This window comes from Stenotrophomonas sp. CASM101 (assembly GCF_049384845.1).
Classification (GTDB): Bacteria; Pseudomonadota; Gammaproteobacteria; order Xanthomonadales; family Xanthomonadaceae; genus Stenotrophomonas; species Stenotrophomonas hibiscicola.
Genome location: NZ_JBMRFR010000010.1, coordinates 22,539 through 47,602, shown reverse-complemented (window position 1 = coordinate 47,602; position 25,064 = coordinate 22,539). Strand labels below are relative to the sequence as shown.

Genomic DNA, 25,064 nt, shown 5'->3' with positions numbered 1-25,064 from the left:
CCTTCTTCTCGCAGCAGCGTTGGACGCTGCTGAAGTTCTACTTCGTGGCCAGCTACCTCGTGCTGATCGAGGAACTGATCCGCGCCGCCATGCACTGAGCGCTTGCTGCAGGGCTATTTGCGGCAGACACTGTCGCTTTAGGCACGGAGCCCGCCCGATGAAAGCGCTTCTTCTGATTCCAGCCCTGCTGGTGCTGTCCGCCTGTGCCAACCAGCATCAGGCCGCTGCGCGTGCCGATACGGCGGCCACTTCGCCTGCCACGCCGAAGATCGGTGGCGACCGCGATGCCCACGGTTGCATCGGTTCGGCCGGCTACCAGTGGTGCGAGCACAGCCAGCGTTGCGAACGTCCTTGGGAACTGGCGCAGGCACAGGGTCTGGCCAACACCGCCGAAGCCATCGATGCCTACTGCGCGAAGCCGGCCAGCCCGGCGCGCAAGTGAGTCGCGCCGCCCATGGCTGAGTTGAGTCCGCTACCCACCCTGGCCCCGGGCCGCTACCGCCACTTCAAGGGCGGCGAGTACGAAGTGCTCGACATCGTCCGCAGCAGTGAGACCCTGCAACCGATGGTGCTGTACCGCGCGCTGTATGGCGAAGGTGGCCTGTGGGTACGCCCGTACGCCATGTTCGTCGAGCAGGTGCCGGGCGAGCACGGACCGCAACCGCGTTTCGCCCGCATCGACGCATGATGGCTCCGCTGCCGGCCTTGGCCGGCAGCGCGCGGCAACGCGGTGGGCCTGCGCTACAGTCGTACCGTCCAGTCGGTTTCTTCCCGCCACGCCGGTATCCGCTCCTGTTCGCGCTGCAAGGCAGCCGACCGCGTGCGCCAATCACTGCTGCGGGCCACCATCGAAGTAGCCTGCCGTAATGGCTTGGCTGCTGGTGGATGAAGCCACCGGCGCGCTGATCGGCGATTTCGAAGCGCGGGCAACCCGATGGAACCAGCGCTGCCTGCGCTTGACGTCCTGGAAGCGTGCGATGCTGGCCGAATCCTGGCGACGCCAACGGTACGCGGCGCGCTGCACGCTGCCAATGGCTGCTGGGCCACGGCCTACCCGCTGGACGCGCAGGAACGTGCCAGCGCATTGACCATGGCCGAACAGGCGCTGAAACTGAGCGCAATGAGCTGGAGCGGTCAATGAATTCCTATCTCTACCTTGCCGCTGCCATCGTGCTGGAAGTGATTGCCACATCACTGCTGAAGGCGTCCGACGGCATGAGCCGGCTGGCGCCGACACTGGGCGCACTGGTCGGCTATGGACTGTGCTTCTACCTGTTGTCGATGACCATGAAGTCGATCCCGACCGGCATCGCCTACGCGATCTGGTCCGGCGTCGGCATCGTGCTGATCTCGCTGATCGGGCTGGTGGTGTTCAAGCAGCGCCTGGATGCACCCGCGCTGATCGGCATCGGCCTGATCTGCGCCGGTGTACTCGTGATCAACCTGTTTTCGCGCAGCAGCGCGCACTGAGCACACTGCTGCGCGATCAACGCTAGCTGACCTTCTTGGCCACGGTCATGCCGAGCAGGAACAGCACCACGGCGATGATGATGCCGGCCCAGAACAGGAACTTGGCGATGCCGACCGAGGCACCGGCGATGCCACCGAAGCCGAGCACGCCTGCGATCACACCGATGATGGCGAAGATGATGGCCCACTTGATCATGTCAAACCTTTCCCTGCGGGGACTGCGTACTGGATGATCAGGCTAGGCCGTCACCGATGCGGCAGTCGTGAACAGGCCGCGTGCGCGGCGTGAATCAGCGCGGACGAAAGCGCAGCAGCGCGACGGCAAACGCCAGGAACACGCTACCGACCAACCGCTCGAACCAGCGTCGCGCAAAGGGTTCGGCCAGCCAGCGGCGCAGGCCATGGCCACCGGCTGCATACATCACGTACCAGAACAGTTCGCAAGCGGCGAAGGTGGCCACCAGCACGCTGTACTGAAACGCCTGGCCACGTGACGGGTCAACGAACTGCGGCAGGAACGCCGCCGCGAACAGCAGCAGCTTGGGATTGCTCAGGCCCACCAGAAGGCCACCACGGAACACGGCCCAGGCACCAAGCGTCGGCATCATCGGCAGTGCGGCATCCACCGTCACCGTAGGCGCGGGACGGCAGCTGTCGCGCCATGCCTTCAGGCCCAGCCAGGCCAGGTAGGCCACGCCCAGATAGCGCAGCACTTCGAACAGCATCGGCGAGGAATGAAGCAATGCGCTCAGGCCAGCAGCGGACGCGGCCAGCACCAGCAGCATCGCCAGCAGGCAGCCGGCCATCGCCGGTACACTGCCGCGGAAGCCGAGTCCGACGCTGCGGCCGAGGATATGCAGCATGTTCGGCCCCGGCGTGCCACACAGAACGAACACCGTGGCGAGGAACCACCACCAGGTATGCAGGGCCATGGCGCACATCCGCTTCAGAAGACCGTACCAGCATAGAGTGCGTCTGCAACGCGCGGCACATACAGCACAGCGTGGATGTGGTGGTTACAGAGGCAGGCTCAGGCCGCGTGCGCGTCGCGCCGTACCAGTACCTGGTCGATCAGGCCCCATTCGCATGCCTGCTCGGCACTCATGAAACGATCGCGGTCCAGGGTCTGCTCGACCTCCTCGACACTGCGTCCGCAATGCTGCGCATACAGCCGGGTGATGCGCTGCTTGGTGCGCTGCATTTCCTCGGCGTGGATGAAGATGTCCGAAGCCTGGCCCTGCACCCCGCCCAGCGGCTGGTGCACGTGCAGGCTGGCATTGGCCAACGCCGCGCGGTGACCCGGCTCGCCGGCCATCAGCAGGAACGACCCCATCGACCGCGCGGTGCCCATGCACAGCGTATGCACCGGAGCAGAGATGTATTGCATCGTGTCGTACATCGCCAAGCCGCTGGAAATGACTCCGCCTGGCGAGTTGATGTACAGATGGATCGGCTTCTCCGGGTTTTCCGATTCCAGGAACAGCAGTTGCGCGCAGACCAGCGCCGATACGGTGTCATCGACTTCGCCGTTGAGAAAGATGATGCGCTCGCGCAGCAGCCGCGAGTAGATGTCATAGGAACGCTCGCCGCGCTCGCTGCGTTCCACCACCATCGGTACCAGCTGCATCCTGTCCCGCATGTGCCTGCTCCCTATAGCGTTCGATCCAAGCGCTGGTTCAAGCCGCGCGCATCACCGTGCGATGCTCATCGTTGGAAGCCGGCCGGATCAGAGAACGCCGGTCAGTGAGCCGATGCACGATGGTCAGCACCGTCCCTCCACCCTCATCCGCGCGCAGCCGGAAACACACCAGACTGTGCAGATGTGGGGGCTGCGCATCGCGCAAGCGGAAGCCCAGCTCCCGTCCCTCCTCGCAGAGGCAGGGCTGCGGGTCGGCAAGATCGGCTGCGGGCAACCAGCGCTCACGCAGCGCCGGGTCCAACAGTGCGCGCCAGACCCGTTCCGGTGGCGCTGGCAGCCACTGCTCCATCACCAACGCAGGAGCCGCTTCGTTCAGAACGTCGTCCATCAATCCATCTCCTTCAGCAGATCCTGCAAGGCATCCATACGCGCGGGCCAGTAGGCCCGGTATCGCTGCAGCCAGTTGCCGATGTGGGCCAGTCCGCGCGGATCGACCTCGTAGTAGACGAAGCGGCCTTGGCGCTGTTCGCTCACCAGCCCGGCATCGCGCAGCACCGCCAGGTGCTGGGACATCGCAGACTGGCTGATCGCCATGCCCTCGCGCAGCGCGCTGGCATGCTGCCCGCCCTCGGCCAGCTTTTCGAAGATGTGGCGGCGGGTGGGGTCGGCCAGCGCTTTGAAGAGGGCGTTCTCGATCATGACCAATACATTAGCAATCACTAATGTGTAGTGCAACTCCCGCATCGGCTGTGCTGCAATGACGGCTCCCCGGCATGGAGCTGTGCATGAAGACCCTTGGCCTGATCGGCGGCATGAGCTGGGAAAGCTCGGCCCAGTATTACCGGCTCATCAACGAGGACGTGCGGCAGCGCCTCGGTGGCGCACATTCGGCGCAGCTGCTGCTGTGGTCGGTGGACTTCGCCCCGATCAAGCAGCTGCAGCACGACGGCGACTGGGATGCACTGGGCGACCACATGGTTGAGGCCGCACGGCGCCTGCAGGCCGGTGGTGCCGAACTGCTGCTGGTCTGCACCAACACCATGCACCAACTGGCCGACCGCATCGAGGCGGCCTGCCCACTGCCACTGCTGCATATCGCCGACCCCACCGCCCAGGCCATCGTGCAGGCAGGGGCGCGAAAGGTGGGCCTGCTCGGCACCGCCTTCACCATGGAGCAGGACTTCTACCGCGGCCGGCTGCAGGATCGCTTCGGATTGGAGGTCCTGGTTCCCGAAGCCGATGATCGTCGCAGCGTGCACGACATCATCTACCAGGAACTGATCGCCGGCGTGGTCAGCGAACACTCACGACAGGTCTACGCCGGCGTGATCGAGAGACTGGTCGCGCGCGGCGCCGAGGCCATCATCCTCGGCTGTACCGAGATCATGCTGCTGGTACGGCCGGAGGACAGCACAGTGCCGCTGTTCGATACCACTGCACTGCATGCGCGGGCCGCCGTGGACGCGGCGCTGGCGTGAATCAAAGCGCGCCGGAACGCGGAATCAGTCCGCGCCCTGCACTTCCAGCGCGGTGATCAGCCATTCGACCACCGCCTGGGAATCGCACAGGAAGAAGATGGCATCGCCGGAGCGCGCTTCGGTAAGCAGGCGATAGACCGTGATCGCCACCGCCGACTGGTTGGCGATGAACACTTCCGGGCTGCGCGGCCCTTCGCTGTGGCCGGCAACCGCGTGCAGCGCCTTGCGTGCGGCCACGGTCGCAACCGGGTCCGCGCTGCGGGTCAGTTCCGGCCCGCGCAGGCCCCAGGCAGTGAACACGTGCTTGCCCTTGAACGTGGTGTCCAGGACCCGCACCTCGGCGCCGCCTGCGTCGGCCGAGCGATGAATGACGGTACTGCTGATCAACGCAACCCCCTGTGGTCGTCGTGGTCCGCGCATCCTCCCGCACAGGCCGCCCGCACACCAGTGACGGCAGCCACAGGCTGCGCCGACAGGCGTGGAAGACATGTAAGAAGGTGTAAACCGATGCGATCGGATGTGCAGCGATGATACGGGATGTAAGCCTCTGCTTGGGCCCGTGCGCACTACTAAATCCTTACTGAGCCACTTCCGGAACGATGCGTTCCGACGGCCCCGTGCTGGGTCATTCTTGCCGCCCGAATCCCCCGCTCGAGGCTCCCCATGACCCTTCGCCCGCTGCTGCCGATCACCGGTGCCGTCCTTGCCCTGCTGCTGGCCGCCACCGCCGTGGCCGCCCAGGACCACGACACTGATCACATTCCAGCGCTGCGCTGCGAATCCCAGTTCAACAAGACCGAGCAATGCCCCATTGAGGGCCCGATGCGCCTGGCCAGGCAACTGTCGGTCACCCGCTGCGTGGAGAACCAGAACTGGGGCCAGAGCCGCCGCACGTTATGGGTGACCGACGGCTGCCGCGCCGAGTTCGTCGCCGACGGATACGGGCGCTGGCCGGGACGTGGCCGTGGCCGTGATCGCGACAACGAGGGTGAACGCCTGGTCTGCGAGTCCTACGAGAACAAGGACAAGGAGTGCCGCATCCGCGTCCGCCACGAGGTGCGGCTGGTCAAGCAGAAATCGGTGACGACCTGCATCGAGGACCGCAACTGGGGCTGGGACCGTTGCGGCGTGTGGGTCAGCGACGGCTGCCGTGCCGAGTTCCGGGTGTATTGACTGCCGACGTGATCGATAGACTGGGCGCAACCAGCCCAGGAGCTTCGATGGTGCCGCCCGATCCTTCCTCGACGACGCTGCATATCCGCGAGGCAATGCCCGCCGACGTTCCCGCGTTGATCGCGCCCGACAGCGTTGCGGCCTACGATCCGCGGCGCGCACGGCAGATCAGCGACTGGCAGGCCAGCGGTGGCATGCACGTGGCCGAACGGTCCGGCCAGCTGGCCGGTTACCTGGTCATCCATCGTCACTTCTTCGGCGAAGCCTTCGTCGAGATGCTCATGGTGGCGCGCGAACAACGCAGACAGGACGCCGGCGCCGCCCTGCTGCGCCATGCCATCGCGCTGCAGGGGCAAGGCAAGCTGTTTACTTCGACGAATGCATCCAACACCAGCATGCAACGCCTGCTCGCCGCCTCGGGTTTCATCGAAAGTGGCATCGTGCATGGATTGGACGAAGGCGATCCGGAACTGATCTACTGCTTTGCCGGCAGCTGATCGAGATACACGGCCACCTTGGCGTCCAGCAGGTCCATCAACAGCGGATCCATGCAGTGATAGTCGTCGGGGATGTCCAGGCAATGCAGGCGCTTGTGTTCCAGCAGTCGCGCGTACGTGGCCTGCAGGCGATGCTGGTGCTTGGCCTCCATCGCGAAGATGACATCGGCCCAGCGGATATCCGCCGGGCCGATGGGGCGTCGTGCGTGCGGGCTGGTACCGGCCGACAGCGCGTTGAAGCCGGGCCGCCGTCGCCACATGGCTTCGGCGGTCGGGCTGCGCAGCTGGTTGCGGCTGCAGACGAACAGCAGGTTGATCATTCCTGTTCCTGCAGTTGGCGGGCGCTGAGGACCGGATAGGTGAAGCCCAGCTGGCGTGCGCGCGCGAGCTTGGCATCGCGCGTATACAGCAGCTTCCAGTTCTTCTCGGGCTTGTAGCTGTAGGCAGTCGTGGCGCGGTCGCCACCACGGTTGCGGGCCTGGCTGCGACGCCAGGCACGGTTTCTTGCAGATTCCATGATGTGTTCTCGTGAGTACCGGGTTCAGCAGCCGCGGTAGTACGAGTGGCGCGCAGCATACACCGCACGCACAAAAAAAACTCACGCATCGCTGCGCGGGCTTCTTGATTCATCACAGTGGTCGGGACGGCCGGATTCGAACCGACGACCCTCTGCCCCCAGGCATCATCACTGGTTGCCCCATCCCGTTGATCTATAAGGGTTTCAGGCCTGCACCGGGCCTCCCATAAGTGCCGATTGAGGCCCAATTCAATCAATTACTTCCGCGCTGATAGGGTTGCAGCCACCGGGACTAAACATGGCTCCGCATCTGCTGCGGCCCTGCCCTCATCTACGCCCTACGGGCGTCGCTCGGACGGAGCTTGGTCACCGGCGGCGGCTTGGCGGGCTCCAATGACCGCACCCTCCTGCCTCGGACTATTCCGGCGGAGAAAAACCGTGTGCTTGACCCAAAACGAAAAACTTGTACGCGTTCGGGAATCGAACAGCGCCTGGATGTGAGCTGGCCGCCAACTCTAGTGCGTACGAAAGAGATGAGACATTCTTGCCGGGGACCGGCGGATGCCGCAGCGCCATGCCCTTGTCGTCAGTAAAATGAGTGAACTCGTGGACCATCGTGCCAACCTTTGAGGGTTCACCAATGTGATTGGCGGGCAGCATAGATAGGGACCAAAATACAGGGCATGCGTGAATTACGTATGGAGCACCTGACTGCACATAAGCAATGGTGTCTGCCGGCACTTCGTCAGCATTGCACCGGCAGGAGAGGGACACCGGCGGCTTCGGGGTCACTCCGTCTCCCGAAATTCTCCAGATGATCGCCATCAAAGTGCTATCAACCAGCGCATCATCTTCGTTGACATCTTCACCGGCAACGACGTTGACGTCCGGGCCATGCTCCCCGAAGTAGCGCGTATAGTGAACTGAGGGGCTGAACCTCAGCCACAACTCAGTTTCAGATGTTGTATCGACCTCAGTCATCTGCTGGAGCTGGCTCAGCGCATTTCCTGCACCAATCGTTACCCCAGCCAATACACTCTGAAAAATTGCACTTTTTTTGGCCGAAGGCGGGGTGCCGGCCGGATCGACACATGCCACAGGTTCAAGAAACTCCCCCGCCCGGGCTTGCTTCATTGTTCTTCCAGTAACGGGTACAACAACCGTGCGGGGTGCGGGATACGCACTTTGCCACTTGCCTGATTGCCGCTTTATGGGCCCAGCTTCCGCATTCCTGCCGTCGGCGGTGCGATAGGAAATCGGGGCTCGCAAGCCAATGGTGTAACTCAGCCCTGGCGACAGACTATAGCCACTTGCAAGATTTATATCTAGGCTGAAACTGCCGCCAGGAGGTATGGACAAAGAACTCGGAGTTTCGGAGAGCGTATCCCTCATTATCCCGAAGAACTGGACTTCGCGCCCATCCTGCTGTTTCACTATGAAGGGATCATCCAGCAACATTTTGCGAGCATTGAGCGTCGGCAGAGAAGACTCAGCGACTACCGCAACCTGGTCACCGACATTCGAGAGCTTCAACGCGATTGAAGTTTCTCCCAGGTCGCCCTTCAGCGGAACTATTTCGACTTGTAGCCGAGCGTCGGCCATCGCAACATTGCTGCTACAAAGCGCGATGAACAGCATTGCCACTTTAATGGGTGATTTCATTCCGCCACCTGCCTTCTTCCATGATTCAGGATGCGTTATTAACATACAGATCAGCATTTTCCAACCCGAACCTCAGCCATCGATCTGTAGGACTTCCCCGAACCGCAGATTAAATTTTCGAACCGCCATAAGAATCACGTTTTTTGCAGGCACTGACCTCCAGGATCTTTTGCTACCGCGCCTACGCCACTGTGCCGAGCTCGGCCATCATCGCAAAGGCCATCGCCGGCGAGACCGTTGGACTTCAGTGAAGCGTCGAAGAACTACGCCTTTCGCCTGGCAATCGAGCGCATCAGCGGAGAGCCGCGAGTTCCAGGACGTCCGCGAGCCAATCAGCTTGGATCGGCATGCATCAGGTGTCACTCCAGGAGATCCGCAGGCTTGGCGGAGCTCTTCCACACAACCGTCGAGGTTGGTCGGAAGAACAAGTGCAGCACCTTCTCACACACAGCTCGCCGGCGATGACCGAGGTGTATCTGGAAGGCCACGAAAGGCCGTGGACCGAGATCAACACGGGCATCCTCGCCATTCGATAGGATGGCGATAGGGTGCACAACGAAAAAGGGCCTGCACCGTATGGCGCAAGCCCTTGTTCTATCGCTGCTTTTGGTCGGGACGGCCGGATTCGAACCGACGACCCTCTGCCCCCCAGGCAGATGCGCTACCAGGCTGCGCTACGCCCCGACTGATGCTGCGATGTGCCCGCCAGTGCGGCGGGCCGTGAAGTATAGCGGATTACGATGGAAATGGGATCAGCGGCGCAACAACTGCAGCACTTCTTCCAGCTCCATGCGCACCTGCTTGATGATCTGGTTGCTCAGCGCCGATTCCTCGCGGGCATCGGGGCCGTCCAGACGCAGGCGTGCACCACCGATGGTGTAGCCCTGTTCGTACAGCAGGCTGCGGATCTGCCGGACCATCAGCACGTCGTGGCGCTGGTAGTAGCGGCGGTTGCCTCGGCGCTTGGCCGGCTCAAGGCTGGGAAACTCGGTTTCCCAGTAGCGCAGGACGTGCGGCTTGACGTCGCACAGCTCGCTGACTTCACCGATGGTGAAGTAGCGCTTGGCCGGAATCGGCGGTAGTTCGCGGTTACTGCCCGGATCCAGCATAAGCTTCCACCCTCTCCTTGAGCTTCTGGCCCGGACGGAAGGTGACCACCGTACGGGCGGAAATCGGAATTTCCTCGCCGGTCTTGGGGTTGCGACCCGGGCGCTGGTTCTTGCGCCGCAGATCGAAATTACCGAAGCCCGACAGCTTCACCTGACGTCCCTGTTCCAATGCTTCACGCAGCACATCGAAAAACGCGTCGACGAATTCCTTGGCTTCCCGCTTGTTCAGACCGACTTCGTCGAACAGCTTTTCCGCCATCTCCGCCTTGGTCAATGCCATTGCCTGCTACCCCCGAGTGCTGCCCGCTCAGCCGCGGATCCGGGCGTGGTGTTCACGCTCGATGGCAGTGACCGCCTCGGCCACCACCGCTTCCACGTCGCGGTCCGTCAGAGTGCGCGACTTGTCCTGCAAAATCAAGCCCATAGCGAGACTCTTGAATCCCGGCTCGACGCCCTGGCCGACATAGCGGTCGAACAGGTTCAGGTCGCGCAGCAACGGGCCGGCGGCCTGGCGGACGGTCGCCGCCAGATCGGCCCAGGCCACCTGTTCAGGCACCAGGAATGCCAGGTCGCGGCGCACCGCCGGGAAGCGCGACAGTTCGCCGGCACGCGGCAGGCGGCGGGCGGTCAGCGGTTCCAGGTCCAGTTCGAAGGCGTAGACGTCGGCTTCGATGCCCATCGCCCTGGCCAGGCGCGGGTGAACCTGGCCGATCCAGCCGATCGCCACGCCATCGCGCAACACCTCGGCCGAACGCGCCGGGTGGCCGTAGGCGCGGGTGGACGCACGGAACTCCAGCTGCGCGCCACTGGCGGCCGCCAGCGATTCGAGGTCACCCTTCAGGTCATGGAAATCGACCTTGCGGGTCGGCAGGCCCCACTGCACCGCCTGCGCATCACCGCAGACCGCAGCGGCCACGCGCGGGGTTTCCAGCGGTGCCGGCTGGCTTTCGCCAAGCGACGCATCTCCGGCCTGCTGGGCGAACACCCGACCCAGCTCGAACAGGCGCACGCGGCCGAGCTGGCGAGCGGCATTGCGGCCTAGGGTGGCAACCAGGCCCGGCAGCAGCGACGGGCGCATCACCGCCAGTTCGGCCGACAGCGGGTTGGCCAGCGGCACCAGGGCGTCGCGCAGCTGCCACTGGGCCAGCAGTGCGTCGTCGACGAAGGCGAAATTGACGGTTTCCTGCAGGTCGCGAGCGATCAGCTGGCGGCGCACGCTCAGCGCGTCCAGCTGGGTCTCGCTCGGCATCGCCACGCGCGAGGCACCGCCCGGCAGCGTGGTCGGGATCTGCTCGTAACCGTGGATGCGGGCCAGTTCTTCGATCAGGTCCTCTTCGATGGCGATATCGAAGCGGCGGCTCGGCGCGGTGACCTGCCAGCCGTCGGCGGTGGCGGCCACGTCCATGCCCAGCGCACGCAGGATGCGCTCGACTTCGGCATCGTCAATGGTGATGCCAAGCACGCGGGTGATGCGCGTGCGGCGCAGCACGATCGTGGCCGGCTGCGGCAGATCGGCCTCGCGCACAGCTTCGGTGACCGGCGCCGGGGTACCGCCGGCCAGGTCCAGCACCAGGCGGGTGGCGTACTCGATCGCGGTACGCGGCAGTGCCGGATCGACACCGCGCTCGAAGCGGTGGCCGGCATCGGTGTGCAGGCCCAGCTTGCGGCCACGGCCCATGATCGCGGCCGGCGCGAAGTGCGCGGCCTCCAGGAACACGGCGGTGGTCGCGTCGGTGACACGGGTGTCGAAGCCGCCCATCAGGCCGGCCAGGCCGACCGCACGATCGGCGTCGGTGACCACCAGGAAGCTGTCGTCCAGCGCGGCATCGCGGCCGTCCAGCAGCTTCAGCGTCTCGCCCGCGCGCGAACGGCGCACGGCAATGCTGCCCTGCAGGGTGGCCAGGTCGTAGGCATGCATCGGCTGGCCCAGTTCCAGCATCACGTACTGGGTGATGTCGACCAGCAGCGAGACCGGACGCACGCCACTGCGGCGCAGGCGCTCGGCCATCCACAGTGGGGTCTTGGCGGCAGCGTTGACGCCCTCGATCACACGGCCCAGATAACGCGGCGCTTCGGCGCCAGCGTCGAGCTGGATGGCCAGCTCACGGCTGCCGGCAGCCGGAATGGCGTCGGCGGCGAAATCCAGCACTTCACTGCGGGTAGCGGCGGCGACGTCGTAGGCGATGCCGCGCAGGCTGAAGCAGTCGGCGCGGTTCGGGGTCAGCTTGATTTCGATACTGGCGTCCGGCAGGCCCAGGTACTCGACCAGGGCCTGGCCGACCGGGGCGTCATCGGGCAGTTCCAGCAGGCCGGAGGCATCGTTGTCCAGGCCCAGCTCCTTGGCCGAGCACAGCATGCCGTTGGACTCGACGCCACGCAGCTTGGCCGGCTTGATCTTCAGCTCGCCGATCTGCGCACCGACCATCGCCAGTGGCGCGACCAGGCCCGCGCGGGCGTTCGGCGCACCGCAGACGATCTGCAGCAGCTCGCCCTGCCCGGCATCGACCTTGCACACCTGCAGGCGATCGGCTTCCGGGTGGCGCGCGGCCTCGACGATGCGTGCCACGACCACGTGATCGAGGCCTTCGCCCAGCGCGGATACTTCTTCCACTTCCAGGCCGATGGCGGTCAGCACCGCGCTCAGCTCATCGCGCGAGGCGGAGGTCGGGACGTGGCTGCGCAGCCAGTTTTCGGAGAATTTCATGGTGTCACCCTGGTGGGAGGCGTGCCTCCCGTTGCGGTTTTTGTGGTCGCCCAGCGCATGCGCAAGGAGGCGTCCATCCAGAAAGGCAGCCGAGCATGGCCCGGCTCTACACGGTTGCGGCTTACGCGAACTGCTTCAGGAACCGCACATCGTTCTCGAAGAACGCGCGCAAGTCGTTGACGCCGTAGCGCAGCATCGCGAAACGCTCCACGCCCATGCCGAAGGCAAAGCCGGTGTAACGCTCCGGATCGATGCCAACATTGCGCAGCACGTTCGGATGCACCATGCCGCAGCCGAGCACTTCCAGCCAGCGGGTGCTGCCATCGGGCTGCTGCCAGGCGATGTCCACTTCCGCACCCGGTTCGACGAACGGGAAGTAGCTGGGACGGAAGCGCATCTCGAAATCGCGCTCGAAGAACGCGCGCACGAATTCTGCCAGCGTGCCCTTCAGGTCGGCGAAGGTCGAGTGCTCGTCCACCAGCAGGCCTTCGACCTGATGGAACATCGGCGAATGGGTCTGGTCGCTGTCGCTGCGGTACACCTTGCCGGCAGCGATCATGCGCAGCGGCGGCGCGTGGTCGCCCATGTAGCGCACCTGCACACCGGAGGTATGCGTGCGCAGCAGGCGGCCGTCGCCGAAGTAGAAGGTGTCGTGCATGGCGCGCGCCGGGTGGTGCGGCGGGAAATTCAGCGCCTCGAAATTGTGCCAGTCATCCTCGATCTCCGGCCCTTCCGACAGCTCGTAGCCCAGCCGGCCGAAAATTCCGGTGATGCGTTCCAGGGTACGGGTGATCGGATGCAGGCCAGCGCGGTCGCCATTGCGGCCCGGCAGGGTGATGTCGATGGCTTCGGCAGCCAGCCGCGCGTCCAGTGCGGCGTCTTCCAGCAGCGCCTTGCGCTCGGCCAGCGCACGGGTCAGTGTGTCGCGGGCCTGGTTGATCGCTTCACCGGCGGCCTTGCGCTCCTCGGCCGGCAGGGCACCGAGCTGCTTGAGCTGCGAGGTGATGCTGCCGCTCTTGCCAAGCAGGGCCACGCGCAGCTGTTCCAGCACGTCAGGGCTCTGTGCGGCGGCCACATCGGCCAGCGCCTGGGTGGTGAGGGATTGGATGTCGCTCATGGGGGGCCGGAACTCCAGTCGATCTGCCATCGCGATGCGCGAAGGGCCGACCCCTGTCGCCACCGCCGTCCCCGCGCTGCCGCTGTGGCCGCACCGGGACCCAAAAAAGAATGGGGAAGGACTTGCGCCCTTCCCCATGCATTGCCTTGACCTGACACCGTTCCGAGTGAACGGTTACGGCATCGGGAAGGACTTATGCCGCCAGCGCGCCCTTGGCCTTTTCGGCCAGCGCGGCAAAACCGGCTGCGTCGTGCACGGCGATGTCAGCCAGGACCTTGCGATCCAGGGTGATGCCGGCCTTCAGCAGGCCGTTCATGAAGCGGCTGTAGCTCAGGCCGTTGATGCGGGCAGCCGCATTGATGCGGGTGATCCACAGCGAACGGAAGTTGCGCTTCTTCTGCTTACGGCCGATGTAGGCGTACTGCTGTGCCTTGATGACCGCCTGCTTGGCAACGCGGAAGACCTTGCGACGGGCGTTGTAGTAGCCCTTGGCGAGATCCAGAATCTTCTTGTGGCGGCGACGCGCCTGTACGCCACGCTTAACTCGTGCCATTTTTCAGTTCCTCAGAGGTAAGGGAGCATGCGGTCCAGACGGCCTGCGTCTTCTGCACGGACATGGCCCGTCTGACGCAGATTACGCTTACGCTTGGTCGCTTTCTTCGTGAGGATGTGGCTACGGTTGGCGTGGCCGCACTTGTACTTGCCCGAGGCGGTCTTGCGGAAACGCTTGGCCGCTGCCCGGTTGGTCTTGATCTTGGGCATTGCAATGTCCTTGATGGGATTTGACCCTGGTTTCTGACTGATCTGGCGGCGGCCTGGGCCGCTCTTTCCGTCCTGCCATGATCGGCGTACGACCCGTCCTGGGTGGGTCGAGCCGGGCATGATACAGGCAAAACGGCCCTGCCACCAGCCCCTGCCCGCCTTTCATCCGCAACCCGCCGGCCCGCCACAAAAGCAAAGGGACGCCAGCGGCGCCCCCTTACCCTGAACCATTCAGCCAGGCGCCCCGAAAGGCAGCCCGTCAGGCCTCAGGTCTTCTTCTTCGGCGCGATCATCATGACCATCTGACGCCCTTCCAGGCGCGGACGGGATTCAATGACGATGTCCTCGCCCAGATCGGCCTCGATCCGGTTGGCCATTTCGCGGCCCAGCTCCTGGTGGCTCATTTCACGGCCACGGAAGCGGATGTTGACCTTGATCTTGTCACCATCTTCGAGGAACCCGCGCATCTTGCGCAGCTTGATCTGGTAGTCGCCCTCGTCCGTGACCGGACGGAACTTCACTTCCTTGATCTCGACCTGCTTGGTCTTCTTCTTGGCCTCGCTGGCCTTCTTCTGCGCTTCGAACTTGAACTTGCCGAAGTCCATGATCTTGCAGACAGGCGGATCGGCCTGCGGCTGGATTTCGACCAGGTCCAGGCCTTCATCTTCGGCCATGGACAGCGCTTCGTCGCGCGACAACACGCCGATCATCTCTCCGTCACTGCCGATCACGCGGACGCGCGGCACACGGATTTCCTGATTCTTGCGGTTCTGTTTGTTGTCAGGGGTGCTGATATTACGTTCTCCCAAGGGTATCGAACCGGCCCGGGTGCCTGTGCCCCCGGACCGGACCTTTGCTTACGCGCCCTCGGCGTGGAGCCGCTCGATGAAGGCCTGCAGGCTCATGCTGCCCAGGTCTTCGCCAGAACGCGTACGCACCGCCACAGCCCCATTTTCCTTCTCGCGGTCACCGATGACCAGCAGGTAGGGCACGCGCTGCAACGTATGCTCGCGGATTTTATAGCCGATCTTCTCGTTACGCAAATCCGAGCTGACGCGGAAGCCTTGCTCCGCAAGGGTTTTGGTCACGCCCGAGACATAGTCGGCCTGGGCGTCGGTGATGTTGGCCACCACCACCTGGGTCGGCGCCAGCCAGGCCGGGAACTGGCCGGCATGGTGCTCGATCAGGATGCCCAGGAAACGCTCCATCGAGCCGACGATGGCCCGGTGCAGCATCACCGGGTGCTTCTTCTGGCTGTTCTCGTCCACGTACTCGGCGCCCAGGCGGCCGGGCATCATGAAGTCGACCTGCATCGTGCCCAGCTGCCAGGTACGGCCGATGGCATCCTTCAGGTGGTACTCGATCTTCGGGCCGTAGAAGGCGCCCTCGCCCGGCAGCTCCTGCCATTCCACGCCACAGGCGGTCAGTGCCGAGCGCAGCGCGCCTTCGGCCTTGTCCCAGGTGGCGTCGTCACCCAGGCGCGATTCCGGGCGCAGCGCGATCTTGATCTGGATCTCGTCGAAGCCGAAGTGCTGGTAGACCGCCAGCGCCTGCTGGTGGAAGGCGGTCACTTCCGACTCGATCTGGTTTTCCGTGCAGAACACGTGGCCGTCGTCCTGGGTGAAGCCACGCACGCGCAGGATGCCGTGCAGCGCGCCGGACGGCTCGTTGCGGTGGCACGACCCGAACTCGCCGTAGCGGATCGGCAGGTCGCGGTAGCTGTGCAGGCCCTGGTTGAACACCTGGATGTGGCCCGGGCAGTTCATCGGCTTGACCGCGTAAGTGCGTTTCTCCGATTCGGTGAAGAACATGTTGTCCTGGTAGTTGTCCCAGTGGCCGGACTTCTTCCACAGGCTCACGTCCAGAATCTGCGGGCAACGCACTTCGCCATAGCCGCTGTTGCGGTAGACCTTGCGCATGTACTGCTCCACCACCTGCCACAGCGCCCAGCCCTTCGGGTGCCAGAACACCAGGCCCGGGGCTTCTTCCTGCAGGTGGAACAGATCCTGCTGCTTGCCGATGCGGCGGTGGTCGCGCATTTCGGCTTCTTCGATGCGCTTGATGTACGCCTCCAGCTGCTTCTTGTCGGCCCAGGCGGTGCCGTAGATGCGCTGCAGCTGCTCGTTCTGCGCGTCACCGCGCCAGTAGGCGCCGGAGATGCGGGTCAGCTTGAAGGCCTTCAGGAAGCGCGTGTTCGGCACGTGCGGGCCGCGGCACATGTCCACGTATTCCTGGTGGTAGTACATGCCCATCGCCTGGATGTCGTCGGCCATGTCCTCGATCAGGCGCAGCTTGTAGTCCTCGCCACGGGCCTTGAAGATCTCGACCACTTCGGCGCGCGGCGTCATCTTCTTGATGACGTCGTAGTCCTGGGCGATCAGTTCACCCATGCGCTTCTCGATCGCGGCCATGTCGTCCGGGGTGAACGGGCGCTCGGAATAGATGTCGTAGTAGAAGCCTTCGGCGATCACCGGACCGATCACCATCTTCACATCCGGGTACAGCTGCTTGACGGCGTGGCCGACCAGGTGGGCGCAGGAGTGGCGGATGATCTCCACGCCCTCCTCGTCCTTGGCGGTGATGATGCGCAGGCTGGCGTCGTGGTCGATGACGTCGCTGGCATCGACCAGCACGCCATCCACGGCACCGGCGATGGTGGCCTTGGCCAGGCCGGCGCCGATCGACTGGGCAACCTCCATGACGCTCACAGGGTTTTCGAATTCGCGGCGGCTGCCGTCGGGAAGGGTAATGTTGATCATCGCAGTGGCTTCGTGCGGGCCCGCCGGGCGGGCTGGAAAGCGTTCCCGGGCCGTTGCCCGGGCAATAAAAAAGCGCCGCGAGGGCGCCTGGAACGCAGGGCCTTCGGGGGCAGGTCAACAGTGGGCGGTGGTAGTGCTCATGTCGCACGCTCGGCCGGCGCTGGGCGCGGGCCACCTTGTTCCAGTCAGGGGTTCTGCGATGATCTTAAACCAGCGCACCGGAAAGCCCAAGGGCCACCATACGGCCCGCTGAATGAGCCGCGCTGGCGGCGTGAAAACGCAATGATTACCATGTGCGCGCAGCCCGCCCCGTGCCAGCCTGCCCGCTTCCCCCCAGGACCTCGTGATGCGCCACCCGCTTCGACCGGCTGCCGCCGGCCCCGCCCGTGCCCCGCGTTCGCCGACCCGCCGCCGCGCAGGCTGCCCGCGATGATCACCGTCGGCCTCTCCACGCTGGGTTTCTGCAGCTTGGGCATGCTGGCGGCGATGTTCTCGGCACTGGCCTTCTATGCGGCCTCGCCCCACTGCCGCTGGCCGCGCCTGCGCCGCGCCGGCCGCCTGGGCCGCCAGATCGGCCTGGTCGCCGCTGCCGCCGCGCTGTGGCTGTGGATGGCCGAGCTCGGCTTTGCCGCCGGCCTGGTGGCGATGTTGTGCACCTGGATGCTCGCGGCGATGCTGCTGCCGGCGCTGGCCGCCTGGCACCGACCGGGCACGGAGTTGCCCTGATGTGGGCGCGCGCCTTCGCCGGCATCATCGTCGGCTTCCTGCTTGCAGCCGCCGTTACCGGCCTGCTGGCCTGGCTTCCGCCGGGCCCTTGGCAGCGAGCGCTGGTACCTACCCTGATCGCCTTCATCCCGCTGTGGATGCTGGCCGCCCTGTGGGCGTTCAGCTTCCGCAGCGCGCTGCGCGCCTGGCTGGTGCTGGGCGGCAGCGCCGCCACCGGCTTCGTCGTGCTCGGGCTGCTGCGCCTGACCGGCGCGGTGCAATGAGATCCACGCCATGAAGTTCAGTTCGCAGACCCTGCGCACGTTCACCACCCTGCACACCTGGGTCGGCCTGGTGGCCGGCTTCGGCCTGTTCGTGGCTTTCTACGCAGGCTCGCTGACCCTGTTCCACCATGACCTGCCGCGGTGGCAGACACCGGGCGCCGCCACGGCACTCCCGGCCAGCCTGGATGACGCCCAGTACCTGCTGGAGGACGTGCTGGCGGCGCATCCGGAAGCGCGCCGCCACGTCGGCATGACCTTCCCCGGCACCGAACACCCGCAGCCTCTGGCCTACTGGCAGGCCGATGACGGCAGCTGGCGCTATGCCTGGCCCGGCCAGATCGCCGGCAGCCCCACACCACCGCAGACCGGACTGGCCGAACTGGTCAACGAGCTCCATTACAGCCTCGGCCTGCCCGTGGCCGGGATCTACGTGATGGGCATTGTCAGCCTGCTGTACGGGATGGCACTGCTCAGCGGCCTGGTGATCCATCTGCCGAAGCTGCTCGGCGACCTGTTCGCGCTGCGTCCGGGGCGCAACCTGAAGCAGCTGTGGCAGGACGCGCACAACGTGGTCGGTGTGCTCAGCCTGCCCTTCCACCTGATGTTCGCGGTCACCGGCGCCCTGCTCTGCCTGGTGTTCGTGCAGATGGCCCTGCTCAATCCGCTGATCTACGACGGCAACGCGCTGCAGGCAGTACCGACTGCGATGGACACCGCGCCGGTGCGCAATGCCAGTGGCATTCCAGCGCCGCCGGGCAGCCTGCGCGTGCTGCATGCGCGCGCACTTGAAGTGGCCCGCGCACAGGGCGTGGCCAACTTCGAACCGGCCTATCTGAAGCTGGCCAATGGCGGCGATGCCAACGCGACGATCGAGATCACCGGCGAGGCCAGTGGCACGCTCGGCCCGCTTGGTGCCGTGGCATTGGACGTCGCCACCGGCAATCTGCTCGCGTCGCAGCTGCCGGGCCAGCGCGACGCCAACCACGCCACGCTCAGCGCCGCCTACGCGTTGCACTTCGGCGAATTCGGCAATGGCGTGGTGGTCTGGCTGTACTTCCTGCTCGGACTCGGCGGTGCGTTCCTGTTCTACTCCGGCAACCTGCTGTGGATCGAGTCGCGGCGCAAGCGTCGCCAGCCGCAACAGCCACGTGCCGGTGTGAACATGGCGCGGGCCACGGTCGGCGTGTGCATCGGCCTGTGCGTGGCGATCTCGATCGCGTTCGGCACCGCACTGGTGCTGGAACGGCTGGCACCGTCGGCGGTCGACCACGGCATCCGCTGGGCCTGCTTCGGCAGCTGGGCGGCCTGCGCGCTATGGGCCGCGCTGCGCCGCCCGGCGCAGGCGGCACGCGAACTGTTGTGGGCGGCGGCGGTCAGTACCGCGCTGGTGCCGGTACTGCACGGCGCACTCAATGGTGACTGGCTGTGGCGTGCGGCTGCGCGTGGCCACTGGCCGCTGTTCTGGGTCGATGCCATCGCGCTGGCGATGGCCTTCGGCTTCGCGCGTCTGGCCGTGGCCAGCCAACGCCGCGCCCGCAACGGCGATCCGAACAGCGTCTGGGCGAACTGAAGCGTCGCCGAGCATGGCCCGGCGCCAGCAGGCGACTCAATCGCCGATGCGCGCCTTCTGCCACGGGGCGAGCATGGCGTTGAGCAGGCTGGCCTGTTCGTCATCGCCGGTCAGTTCCCACATGAACACCCCGGCCAGGCCCTGCTCACGGGCGAACTGCGCACGCAGCCCGATCGAGCGCGGGTCTTCATAGCTGATGAAGACCTTCTGCGCGGCGTTGTACAGCCACGGGCTCTGCGCCTGCGGCTGCCAGTGTTTCGTCCAACCCGGCTGGTCGAGATAGCGCGCCTTGATCACCCGCCAGTCGCCGGCATCAGCCGGCGCACTGTAGGCCTGGTACAGCCCATCCGGGGCGTCGCCGGTGACCTTGAAGCCGCGCCCGTAGAACGGTACGCCCAGCACCAGCTTCCCGGCCGGCACGCCGTGATCGCGGTAGAACTGCACCGCGCCGGCCACGTTGTTCCAGCGCCGCAGCTCCGGCGCCAGCGGATCGGCCGGCACTTCATGCAGAGGCGCATTGAAGGTCGACACCGAGGAGAAGCCGGTGCCCATGTCGTAGCTCATGAGGTTGATGAAATCGAACACCTTGGCCAGCGCCGGCAGGTCATAGCTCGCTGCTGGATCGTAGGGGCCATCGGTCTGCAGGCGACCGGCGGCCAGCGCGGCAGTCAGCAGCATCGACTGCCCCGTCCTGCGGCCGCGCGCATCGAGTGCCGCGCGGAAGGCCTGGGCAAGCCGGGTCAGATTGACGCGATCCTGCGGGCGATGCGCCAGCTCCTTCGGTCCGCCACTGACCGGGAACTCCCAATCGATGTCCACGCCGTCGAAGCTGCCGGCATGGCGATCGAAGAACAGCGCCATGCACGAATCGACCAAGCGCTTGCGGCTGGCCTCGGTCAGCGCTGCATCGGAGAACCCACCCGCACCCCAGCCACCGATCGAAATCAGCGTGCGCAGGTGCGGATGCGCCTTCTTGAGTTCGGCCAGTGCGGCGAAATTCTTCGGCGCTTCCGCACCGATCGTGCACCGCCCGTCCTCGATGGTCGAGAACGCGTAGAACAGGTGGGTGAGGCGCTCGGCCGGAATGCTCGACACCGGGTAGCGCTCGGCCGATCCACCGGGATAGTAGGCACCGAAGATCGGCGGCTGCGCAGGCGCGGCGCGCGCGGCAATGGGCAGGGCGCCGGCAATCAGCACGGCAAGGACGGCCACGGTCTGGCGGAACATGGAGATCTCCCGGTTCGAAGGCGCCGCCACGTTAGCAAACCGATGGGGCTGCGGTACGGGTATCGCGGCATGTCGTCCCATGGACAGGCGCGATCCGTGCAACCGAGACAGAACGATGGCCGCGTGGCGGCGATCATGCACTGCAGCAGGACATGCAGCGACCTGGATGAGCTTCTCTTCGCAACATCGAGGCAAAGAAAAAGCGGGCCGAAGCCCGCTTTTTCATTTGCGAAAGCGTGAGGACCAACGGTCCTCACCCACCGCACGATCAGCAGTACCGATTATTCGGCGCTGGCGCCTTCGCCTTCTTCGACTGCCTTCATCGACAGGCGGATACGGCCCTGCTTGTCGACTTCCAGCACCTTGACCTTGACCACATCGCCTTCCTTCAGCACGTCGCCGACCTTCTCGACGCGCTCGCTGGAGATCTGCGAGACGTGGACCAGGCCATCCTTGCCCGGCAGGATGGTGACGAACGCACCGAAGTCCATGATCTTGGCGACCTTGCCTTCGTAGATGCGGCCCGGCTCGACGTCCGAGGTGATCTGCTCGATGCGGGCCTTGGCAGCCTGGGCAGCGATGGCGTTGACCGACGCGATGACGATGGTGCCGTCGTCCTGGATGTCGATCTGGGTGCCGGTTTCCTTGGTGATGGCCTGGATGGTCGAGCCGCCCTTGCCGATCACTTCGCGGATCTTGTCCGGGTGGATCTTGATGGTCAGCAGGCGCGGCGCGTAGTCCGACAGCTCTTCACGCGGAGCGGTCAGGCCGTGGGCCATCTCGCCCAGGATGTGCAGGCGGCCAGCCTTGGCCTGCTGCAGGGCCTGCTTCATGATTTCTTCGGTGATGCCTTCGATCTTGATGTCCATCTGCAGGGCGGAGATGCCCTCAGCGGTACCGGCCACCTTGAAGTCCATGTCGCCCAGGTGATCTTCGTCACCCAGGATGTCGGACAGGACCACGAAACGATCGCCTTCCTTGACCAGACCCATGGCGATACCGGCCACCGGGGCCTTCACCGGCACGCCGGCGTCCATCAGGGCCAGCGACGAGCCGCAGACCGAGGCCATCGACGAGGAACCGTTCGACTCGGTGATTTCCGAAACGACGCGGATGGTGTACGGGAAGGCTTCCAGCGACGGCATGACAGCCAGCACGCCGCGCTTGGCCAGACGACCGTGGCCGATTTCGCGGCGCTTCGGGCCCATCATGCGGCCGCACTCGCCCACCGAGAACGGAGGGAAGTTGTAGTGGAACAGGAAGTTTTCCTTGTACTCACCGGCAACGGCGTCGATGACCTGGCCATCACGGGCGGTGCCCAGGGTGATGGTCACGATGGCCTGGGTTTCGCCGCGGGTGAACAGCGAGGAACCGTGGGTACGCGGCAGCACGCCGGTCTTCACGGTGATCGGGCGGACGGTGTCCAGCGCACGGCCGTCGATGCGGACCTTGGTGTCCAGCACCGAGTCACGCATGGTGCGGTATTCCAGCTCGCCGAATTCCTTCGACAGCTCGGCCGGGTTCCAGCCTTCGGCGGCCACGCGGCCCGCCAGGGCTTCGAATACGTCCTTCTTGATCGCCGAGATGGCGTCGCGGCGCTGCAGCTTGTCACGCACCTGGAAAGCTTCGCCCAGGCGCGGGCCGATGGCTTCCTTCAGGGCGGAGATCAGCGCGTCGTTCTTGGCCGGGGCTTCCCAGGTCGACGGCTTGGTGCCGGCTTCGACGGTCAGCTCGTTGATCGCGTTGATGACCTTCTGCATTTCGCGGTGACCGAAGGTCACGGCGCCCAGCATCACTTCTTCGGACAGCAGCGCGGCTTCGGATTCGACCATCAGCACGGCGTTGGAGGTACCGGCGACGACCAGTTCCAGCTGCGAGTCAGCCAGTTCGCTGACGGTCGGGTTCAGGATGTACTCGCCGTTCTTGTAACCGACCTTGGCAGCGCCGATCGGACCCATGAACGGGGTACCGGCCAGGGCCAGGGCAGCCGAGGCACCGATCAGGGCCGGGATGTCACCGTCCACGTCCGGGTTCAGCGACATCACCGTGGCGATGATCTGCACTTCGTTCTTGTAGTCCTCCGGGAACAGCGGGCGGATCGGACGGTCGATCAGGCGCGAGATCAGCGTTTCCTTCTCGGTCGCACGGCCTTCACGCTTGAAGAAACCACCCGGAATACGGCCGCCGGCGTAGAACTTTTCCTGATAATCGACGGTCAGCGGGAAGAAGTCCTGGCCTTCGCGCGCGCTCTTGGCGGCGACGGCGGTGACCAGCAGTACGGTGTCGTCCATCTTGACGATGACGGCACCGCTGGCCTGGCGGGCGACTTCGCCGGTCTCAAGCGTGACGGTGTGCTTGCCGTACTGGAAGGTTTTGGTGATTTTTGCCACGGAGGGTGTCCTTGGGGATGCTGTCTGCGAATTTGGACCGTCGGCGACCCTTGCCGCCAGCGGGTGACCGGATCGTTCCGGCCTGAATCGGGGATTGCGGTACTACAAAACAAAACCGCGGCGCATCGCTGCGCCGCGGGGAATTCGTTGCTTAGCGACGCAGGCCAAGCTTCTCGATCAGGGCCTTGTAACGCTCGACGTCCTTCTTCTTCAGGTAGTCGAGCAGGCTGCGACGGCGGTTGACCATCTGCAGCAGGCCGCGGCGGCTGTGGTGGTCCTTCTTGTGGGTCTTGAAGTGGCCGGTCAGCAGTTCGATGCGGGCGGTCAGCAGGGCCACCTGGACTTCCGGGGAGCCGGTGTCAGCGGCGCTGCGCTTGTTGTCTTCAATGACCTTCTGGGTGTCGATCGACATTTCTTTTTTCTCTGTGATGCGTGGCCGGCAGGAACGCGCTTCGCGCACCGCCAGGCTCGCCGTGGACTACGAGGATGAAACCTGCACGAGGCAGGCTGCCGGAAAACGGCCGCGAAATTGTAACGGCCAGGGGCTTCCGGGACAAGGACCGGGGCTGAACCGCCCTGGCCCCGGTCAGAGGTTGAAACGACGCTGCGGAGCCAGCAGGCCACTGCCATCGACCTGGCCCAGCCCCTGGACAGCATCGCCCGGACCGAACACCGCCACCAGGCCGTGGGGCCAGGACGGGTCGCGCTGGCGCTGGCCGACGCAGAAGCGATGGGCCTGGTCGGCATCGAGTTCGACCCGCGGGTATTCAGCCAGGCCGGCCGCCAGCGGCAGCAGCAGCGCATCCATGGCCGCCTCGTCGCCGGCCTCGGCCATCGCCCGCAGCTGGTCCAGGGTGACCATCGCCGGTTCGCGGAACGGCTCCACCCAGAGCCGGCGCAGCGCACTGATGTGTGCGCCACATCCCAGCGCCTCGCCCAGGTCGCGGGCCAGGCTGCGGATGTAGGTGCCCGAACCGCAGGTCACGCGCAGCCGCAAGCGCTCAGGCTGCTGCTCCAGCACGTCGATGGCGTGCACCTGCACCTCGCGTTCCGGCGCCTCGATGACGTCACCACGGCGGGCCTTCACATACAGCGGCTCACCACCCTGCTTCAGTGCCGAATAGACCGGGGCACGCTGGCGGATGTTGCCGGTCAGCGGCGCCAACGCGGCCTGCAGGGCCTCGGCACCGATCGCCGGTACCGGGCGCTGCAGCAGCACCTGGCCCTCGGAATCGTCGGTATCGGTCGTCTGGCCGAGCACGATCTCGGCATCGTAGGCCTTGGCCGACCCCAGCAGCAGCCCAGCGATCTTGGTCGCCTCGCCGAAGCACAGCGGCAGCAGACCGGTGGCCAGCGGGTCGAGGCTGCCGGTGTGGCCGCCCTTCTCGGCACGGAACAGGCGACTGGCCACCTGCAGGGCGGCGTTGGAGCTCATGCCGGTCGACTTGTCGAGCAGCAGGATGCCATCCAGGCGGCGGAACTGAATTCGGGTCATGACAGATACGGGTAGCGCCGGGCCATGCCCGGCGAGCGCGAAGCGCGGCCAGCGTCCGGCCTCGCACGGTCAGAATGAAAAGACGCCGGGCATGGGCCCGGCGCTGGCTTATTCTTCGTCGCTCTCGCGACGCTTCTCCGCGGCCAGCGTATCGGGCAGGTCGCGCAGGAGGTTGTCGATATGCTCGCCACGATCGACCGAGTCGTCGTAGTGGAAATGCAGCTCCGGCACATGGCGCAGCTTCATCGCCCGGGCCAGGTCCATGCGCAGGCGGTAGCCCAGTTCCTTCAGGCCGGCCACCGCTTCCGCCGAACGCTCCGGCATCAGCGCGGTGACGAAGACCTTGGCATGAGCCATGTCGCGGGTGATTTCCACGTCGGACACGCTCACCGAGGGCAACCCGTGCTCGCGCACGGCGTTGTGCACCAGGGTGCCGAGTTCGCGGCGCAGCTGGGCAGAGACACGGTCGGTTCGATGGAAAGTCTTGGGCACGAGGAGCTCTTGGT

Annotated in this window: 32 protein-coding genes and 2 tRNA genes; 9 read left to right on the top strand and 25 right to left on the bottom strand. The window is 65.2% G+C overall.

What is annotated here, in order from left to right; all coding sequences use genetic code 11:
• Window positions 1-157: 157 nt before the first annotated feature.
• Both VG543_RS14395 and VG543_RS14390 read left to right on the top strand, forming a co-directional pair.
• The gene (locus VG543_RS14395) at window positions 158-442 is read left to right on the top strand and encodes a hypothetical protein (RefSeq protein WP_019660548.1); all 285 of its coding nucleotides are present in this window, start codon (window positions 158-160) and stop codon (window positions 440-442) included.
• Between the two features lie 12 nt (window positions 443-454).
• Window positions 455-688, top strand: a complete 234-nt coding sequence (locus VG543_RS14390) for a DUF1653 domain-containing protein (RefSeq protein ID WP_019660549.1) — start codon at window positions 455-457, stop codon at window positions 686-688.
• Window positions 689-829: 141 nt separating this feature from the next.
• Here VG543_RS14390 and VG543_RS14385 read toward each other — a convergent pair whose 3' ends face one another.
• Window positions 830-1,024, bottom strand: a complete 195-nt coding sequence (locus VG543_RS14385) for a hypothetical protein (protein ID WP_019660550.1) — start codon at window positions 1,022-1,024, stop codon at window positions 830-832.
• A gap of 113 nt (window positions 1,025-1,137) precedes the next feature.
• On the opposite strand from VG543_RS14385, the gene VG543_RS14380 reads away from it, so the two are divergent.
• On the top strand, window positions 1,138-1,470 hold the full coding sequence (locus VG543_RS14380) for an SMR family transporter (protein WP_019660551.1): 333 nt from the start codon (window positions 1,138-1,140) through the stop codon (window positions 1,468-1,470).
• Between the two features lie 22 nt (window positions 1,471-1,492).
• On the opposite strand, the gene VG543_RS14375 is transcribed toward VG543_RS14380, so the two are convergent.
• From VG543_RS14375 to VG543_RS14355, 5 genes are all read right to left on the bottom strand, one after another.
• Window positions 1,493-1,666, bottom strand: a complete 174-nt coding sequence (locus tag VG543_RS14375) for a DUF1328 domain-containing protein (RefSeq protein WP_021202178.1) — start codon at window positions 1,664-1,666, stop codon at window positions 1,493-1,495.
• Between the two features lie 94 nt (window positions 1,667-1,760).
• Window positions 1,761-2,402, bottom strand: coding sequence for a LysE family translocator (locus VG543_RS14370; RefSeq protein WP_423178999.1), 642 nt, complete (start codon window positions 2,400-2,402; stop codon window positions 1,761-1,763).
• Between the two features lie 98 nt (window positions 2,403-2,500).
• Window positions 2,501-3,109: an ATP-dependent Clp protease proteolytic subunit gene (locus VG543_RS14365; protein WP_111102443.1), complete on the bottom strand. Its 609-nt coding sequence runs from the start codon at window positions 3,107-3,109 to the stop codon at window positions 2,501-2,503.
• Between the two features lie 37 nt (window positions 3,110-3,146).
• A complete protein-coding gene (locus VG543_RS14360; RefSeq protein WP_021202180.1) occupies window positions 3,147-3,497 on the bottom strand; it encodes an SRPBCC family protein in 351 nt (116 codons plus the stop codon).
• Window positions 3,497-3,808, bottom strand: coding sequence for an ArsR/SmtB family transcription factor (locus VG543_RS14355; RefSeq protein WP_021202181.1), 312 nt, complete (start codon window positions 3,806-3,808; stop codon window positions 3,497-3,499). Before VG543_RS14355 ends, VG543_RS14360 begins: the two co-directional genes overlap by 1 nt.
• Window positions 3,809-3,894: 86 nt before the next feature.
• On the opposite strand from VG543_RS14355, the gene VG543_RS14350 reads away from it, so the two are divergent.
• The gene (locus tag VG543_RS14350) at window positions 3,895-4,587 is read left to right on the top strand and encodes an aspartate/glutamate racemase family protein (RefSeq protein ID WP_026347077.1); all 693 of its coding nucleotides are present in this window, start codon (window positions 3,895-3,897) and stop codon (window positions 4,585-4,587) included.
• A 24-nt stretch (window positions 4,588-4,611) separates the two neighbouring features.
• Here VG543_RS14350 and VG543_RS14345 read toward each other — a convergent pair whose 3' ends face one another.
• A complete protein-coding gene (locus VG543_RS14345) occupies window positions 4,612-5,007 on the bottom strand; it encodes a hypothetical protein (RefSeq protein WP_019660558.1) in 396 nt (131 codons plus the stop codon).
• 243 nt (window positions 5,008-5,250) lie between these two features.
• Here VG543_RS14345 and VG543_RS14340 point away from each other — a divergent pair, with 243 nt between their 5' ends.
• Together VG543_RS14340 and VG543_RS14335 are read left to right on the top strand one after the other, a co-directional pair.
• A complete protein-coding gene (locus VG543_RS14340) occupies window positions 5,251-5,760 on the top strand; it encodes a DUF3011 domain-containing protein (RefSeq protein ID WP_423179000.1) in 510 nt (169 codons plus the stop codon).
• Window positions 5,761-5,807: 47 nt separating this feature from the next.
• Window positions 5,808-6,257 (top strand): GNAT family N-acetyltransferase, encoded by a 450-nt coding sequence (locus tag VG543_RS14335; RefSeq protein ID WP_423179001.1) that lies wholly within the window; start codon window positions 5,808-5,810, stop codon window positions 6,255-6,257.
• On the opposite strand, the gene VG543_RS14330 is transcribed toward VG543_RS14335, so the two are convergent.
• From VG543_RS14330 to thrS, 13 genes are all read right to left on the bottom strand, one after another.
• Window positions 6,236-6,577, bottom strand: coding sequence for a low molecular weight protein tyrosine phosphatase family protein (locus VG543_RS14330; protein WP_423179002.1), 342 nt, complete (start codon window positions 6,575-6,577; stop codon window positions 6,236-6,238). The two genes, VG543_RS14335 and VG543_RS14330, sit on opposite strands and share 22 nt — an antisense overlap.
• The gene (locus tag VG543_RS14325) at window positions 6,574-6,774 is read right to left on the bottom strand and encodes a hypothetical protein (RefSeq protein ID WP_014037933.1); all 201 of its coding nucleotides are present in this window, start codon (window positions 6,772-6,774) and stop codon (window positions 6,574-6,576) included. The genes VG543_RS14330 and VG543_RS14325 overlap by 4 nt, the downstream gene beginning before the upstream one ends.
• 118 nt (window positions 6,775-6,892) lie before the next feature.
• Window positions 6,893-6,962 (bottom strand) — tRNA-OTHER (locus VG543_RS14320).
• Window positions 6,963-7,191: 229 nt separating this feature from the next.
• Window positions 7,192-8,436 carry a M35 family metallo-endopeptidase gene (locus VG543_RS14315; protein WP_423179003.1) on the bottom strand — a complete coding sequence of 415 codons (1,245 nt, stop codon included), beginning with the start codon at window positions 8,434-8,436 and terminating at the stop codon, window positions 7,192-7,194.
• 607 nt (window positions 8,437-9,043) lie between these two features.
• Window positions 9,044-9,120 (bottom strand) — tRNA-Pro (locus VG543_RS14310).
• A gap of 68 nt (window positions 9,121-9,188) precedes the next feature.
• Window positions 9,189-9,545, bottom strand: a complete 357-nt coding sequence (locus VG543_RS14305) for a MerR family transcriptional regulator (protein WP_005410431.1) — start codon at window positions 9,543-9,545, stop codon at window positions 9,189-9,191.
• Complete coding sequence (locus VG543_RS14300; protein ID WP_005410432.1) at window positions 9,526-9,825, bottom strand: integration host factor subunit alpha; 300 nt, start codon at window positions 9,823-9,825, stop codon at window positions 9,526-9,528. Before VG543_RS14300 ends, VG543_RS14305 begins: the two co-directional genes overlap by 20 nt.
• Window positions 9,826-9,852: 27 nt before the next feature.
• Complete coding sequence (pheT, locus tag VG543_RS14295; RefSeq protein WP_329847487.1) at window positions 9,853-12,249, bottom strand: phenylalanine--tRNA ligase subunit beta; 2,397 nt, start codon at window positions 12,247-12,249, stop codon at window positions 9,853-9,855.
• Between the two features lie 121 nt (window positions 12,250-12,370).
• The gene (gene pheS / locus VG543_RS14290) at window positions 12,371-13,366 is read right to left on the bottom strand and encodes a phenylalanine--tRNA ligase subunit alpha (protein ID WP_164145054.1); all 996 of its coding nucleotides are present in this window, start codon (window positions 13,364-13,366) and stop codon (window positions 12,371-12,373) included.
• Between the two features lie 193 nt (window positions 13,367-13,559).
• Window positions 13,560-13,919 (bottom strand): 50S ribosomal protein L20, encoded by a 360-nt coding sequence (gene rplT / locus VG543_RS14285; RefSeq protein WP_005410435.1) that lies wholly within the window; start codon window positions 13,917-13,919, stop codon window positions 13,560-13,562.
• Between the two features lie 11 nt (window positions 13,920-13,930).
• Window positions 13,931-14,128 carry a 50S ribosomal protein L35 gene (rpmI, locus tag VG543_RS14280; RefSeq protein ID WP_005410436.1) on the bottom strand — a complete coding sequence of 66 codons (198 nt, stop codon included), beginning with the start codon at window positions 14,126-14,128 and terminating at the stop codon, window positions 13,931-13,933.
• A 266-nt stretch (window positions 14,129-14,394) separates the two neighbouring features.
• A complete protein-coding gene (infC, locus tag VG543_RS14275) occupies window positions 14,395-14,937 on the bottom strand; it encodes a translation initiation factor IF-3 (RefSeq protein ID WP_019660568.1) in 543 nt (180 codons plus the stop codon).
• A gap of 48 nt (window positions 14,938-14,985) precedes the next feature.
• Window positions 14,986-16,887: a threonine--tRNA ligase gene (gene thrS, locus VG543_RS14270; protein ID WP_058979607.1), complete on the bottom strand. Its 1,902-nt coding sequence runs from the start codon at window positions 16,885-16,887 to the stop codon at window positions 14,986-14,988.
• 429 nt (window positions 16,888-17,316) lie between these two features.
• Here thrS and VG543_RS14265 point away from each other — a divergent pair, with 429 nt between their 5' ends.
• From VG543_RS14265 to VG543_RS14255, 3 genes are read left to right on the top strand one after another with little or no spacing between them, the layout of a single operon-like run.
• The gene (locus VG543_RS14265) at window positions 17,317-17,613 is read left to right on the top strand and encodes a hypothetical protein (protein ID WP_021202190.1); all 297 of its coding nucleotides are present in this window, start codon (window positions 17,317-17,319) and stop codon (window positions 17,611-17,613) included.
• Entirely contained in the window at window positions 17,613-17,876 is a 264-nt protein-coding gene (locus VG543_RS14260) for a hypothetical protein (RefSeq protein ID WP_111097927.1), read from the top strand. The genes VG543_RS14265 and VG543_RS14260 overlap by 1 nt, the downstream gene beginning before the upstream one ends.
• Before the next feature lie 10 nt (window positions 17,877-17,886).
• A complete protein-coding gene (locus VG543_RS14255; RefSeq protein ID WP_423179004.1) occupies window positions 17,887-19,446 on the top strand; it encodes a PepSY-associated TM helix domain-containing protein in 1,560 nt (519 codons plus the stop codon).
• A gap of 36 nt (window positions 19,447-19,482) precedes the next feature.
• On the opposite strand, the gene VG543_RS14250 is transcribed toward VG543_RS14255, so the two are convergent.
• The 5 genes from VG543_RS14250 to rbfA form a co-directional block, all read right to left on the bottom strand.
• Window positions 19,483-20,673 (bottom strand): glycoside hydrolase family 18 protein, encoded by a 1,191-nt coding sequence (locus VG543_RS14250; RefSeq protein WP_423179005.1) that lies wholly within the window; start codon window positions 20,671-20,673, stop codon window positions 19,483-19,485.
• Between the two features lie 281 nt (window positions 20,674-20,954).
• Complete coding sequence (gene pnp / locus VG543_RS14245) at window positions 20,955-23,063, bottom strand: polyribonucleotide nucleotidyltransferase (protein ID WP_423179007.1); 2,109 nt, start codon at window positions 23,061-23,063, stop codon at window positions 20,955-20,957.
• 151 nt (window positions 23,064-23,214) lie between these two features.
• Window positions 23,215-23,475 (bottom strand): 30S ribosomal protein S15, encoded by a 261-nt coding sequence (rpsO, locus tag VG543_RS14240; protein WP_005417886.1) that lies wholly within the window; start codon window positions 23,473-23,475, stop codon window positions 23,215-23,217.
• A gap of 174 nt (window positions 23,476-23,649) precedes the next feature.
• Complete coding sequence (gene truB / locus VG543_RS14235; RefSeq protein ID WP_423179008.1) at window positions 23,650-24,558, bottom strand: tRNA pseudouridine(55) synthase TruB; 909 nt, start codon at window positions 24,556-24,558, stop codon at window positions 23,650-23,652.
• 108 nt (window positions 24,559-24,666) lie between these two features.
• The gene (rbfA, locus tag VG543_RS14230) at window positions 24,667-25,050 is read right to left on the bottom strand and encodes a 30S ribosome-binding factor RbfA (protein ID WP_019660575.1); all 384 of its coding nucleotides are present in this window, start codon (window positions 25,048-25,050) and stop codon (window positions 24,667-24,669) included.
• Window positions 25,051-25,064: the final 14 nt, after the last annotated feature.

Coding starts and splice junctions, on each gene's coding strand:
- VG543_RS14365 (WP_111102443.1), bottom strand. CDS start 3,109: ATGCGGGACAGGATGCAGCTGGTACCGATGGTGGTGGAACGCAGCGAG.
- VG543_RS14380 (WP_019660551.1), top strand. CDS start 1,138: ATGAATTCCTATCTCTACCTTGCCGCTGCCATCGTGCTGGAAGTGATT.
- VG543_RS14260 (WP_111097927.1), top strand. CDS start 17,613: ATGTGGGCGCGCGCCTTCGCCGGCATCATCGTCGGCTTCCTGCTTGCA.
- VG543_RS14375 (WP_021202178.1), bottom strand. CDS start 1,666: ATGATCAAGTGGGCCATCATCTTCGCCATCATCGGTGTGATCGCAGGC.
- VG543_RS14305 (WP_005410431.1), bottom strand. CDS start 9,545: ATGCTGGATCCGGGCAGTAACCGCGAACTACCGCCGATTCCGGCCAAG.
- VG543_RS14390 (WP_019660549.1), top strand. CDS start 455: ATGGCTGAGTTGAGTCCGCTACCCACCCTGGCCCCGGGCCGCTACCGC.
- pheT (WP_329847487.1), bottom strand. CDS start 12,249: ATGAAATTCTCCGAAAACTGGCTGCGCAGCCACGTCCCGACCTCCGCC.
- VG543_RS14360 (WP_021202180.1), bottom strand. CDS start 3,497: ATGGACGACGTTCTGAACGAAGCGGCTCCTGCGTTGGTGATGGAGCAG.
- VG543_RS14335 (WP_423179001.1), top strand. CDS start 5,808: ATGGTGCCGCCCGATCCTTCCTCGACGACGCTGCATATCCGCGAGGCA.
- rplT (WP_005410435.1), bottom strand. CDS start 13,919: ATGGCACGAGTTAAGCGTGGCGTACAGGCGCGTCGCCGCCACAAGAAG.
- VG543_RS14345 (WP_019660558.1), bottom strand. CDS start 5,007: ATGCGCGGACCACGACGACCACAGGGGGTTGCGTTGATCAGCAGTACC.
- rpsO (WP_005417886.1), bottom strand. CDS start 23,475: ATGTCGATCGACACCCAGAAGGTCATTGAAGACAACAAGCGCAGCGCC.
- thrS (WP_058979607.1), bottom strand. CDS start 16,887: ATGATCAACATTACCCTTCCCGACGGCAGCCGCCGCGAATTCGAAAAC.
- VG543_RS14250 (WP_423179005.1), bottom strand. CDS start 20,673: ATGTTCCGCCAGACCGTGGCCGTCCTTGCCGTGCTGATTGCCGGCGCC.
- VG543_RS14350 (WP_026347077.1), top strand. CDS start 3,895: ATGAAGACCCTTGGCCTGATCGGCGGCATGAGCTGGGAAAGCTCGGCC.
- VG543_RS14300 (WP_005410432.1), bottom strand. CDS start 9,825: ATGGCATTGACCAAGGCGGAGATGGCGGAAAAGCTGTTCGACGAAGTC.
- VG543_RS14340 (WP_423179000.1), top strand. CDS start 5,251: ATGACCCTTCGCCCGCTGCTGCCGATCACCGGTGCCGTCCTTGCCCTG.
- VG543_RS14265 (WP_021202190.1), top strand. CDS start 17,317: ATGATCACCGTCGGCCTCTCCACGCTGGGTTTCTGCAGCTTGGGCATG.
- VG543_RS14315 (WP_423179003.1), bottom strand. CDS start 8,436: ATGAAATCACCCATTAAAGTGGCAATGCTGTTCATCGCGCTTTGTAGC.
- pheS (WP_164145054.1), bottom strand. CDS start 13,366: ATGAGCGACATCCAATCCCTCACCACCCAGGCGCTGGCCGATGTGGCC.
- VG543_RS14325 (WP_014037933.1), bottom strand. CDS start 6,774: ATGGAATCTGCAAGAAACCGTGCCTGGCGTCGCAGCCAGGCCCGCAAC.
- VG543_RS14370 (WP_423178999.1), bottom strand. CDS start 2,402: ATGGCCCTGCATACCTGGTGGTGGTTCCTCGCCACGGTGTTCGTTCTG.
- VG543_RS14355 (WP_021202181.1), bottom strand. CDS start 3,808: ATGATCGAGAACGCCCTCTTCAAAGCGCTGGCCGACCCCACCCGCCGC.
- VG543_RS14330 (WP_423179002.1), bottom strand. CDS start 6,577: ATGATCAACCTGCTGTTCGTCTGCAGCCGCAACCAGCTGCGCAGCCCG.
- truB (WP_423179008.1), bottom strand. CDS start 24,558: ATGACCCGAATTCAGTTCCGCCGCCTGGATGGCATCCTGCTGCTCGAC.
- VG543_RS14255 (WP_423179004.1), top strand. CDS start 17,887: ATGAAGTTCAGTTCGCAGACCCTGCGCACGTTCACCACCCTGCACACC.
- VG543_RS14395 (WP_019660548.1), top strand. CDS start 158: ATGAAAGCGCTTCTTCTGATTCCAGCCCTGCTGGTGCTGTCCGCCTGT.
- rpmI (WP_005410436.1), bottom strand. CDS start 14,128: ATGCCCAAGATCAAGACCAACCGGGCAGCGGCCAAGCGTTTCCGCAAG.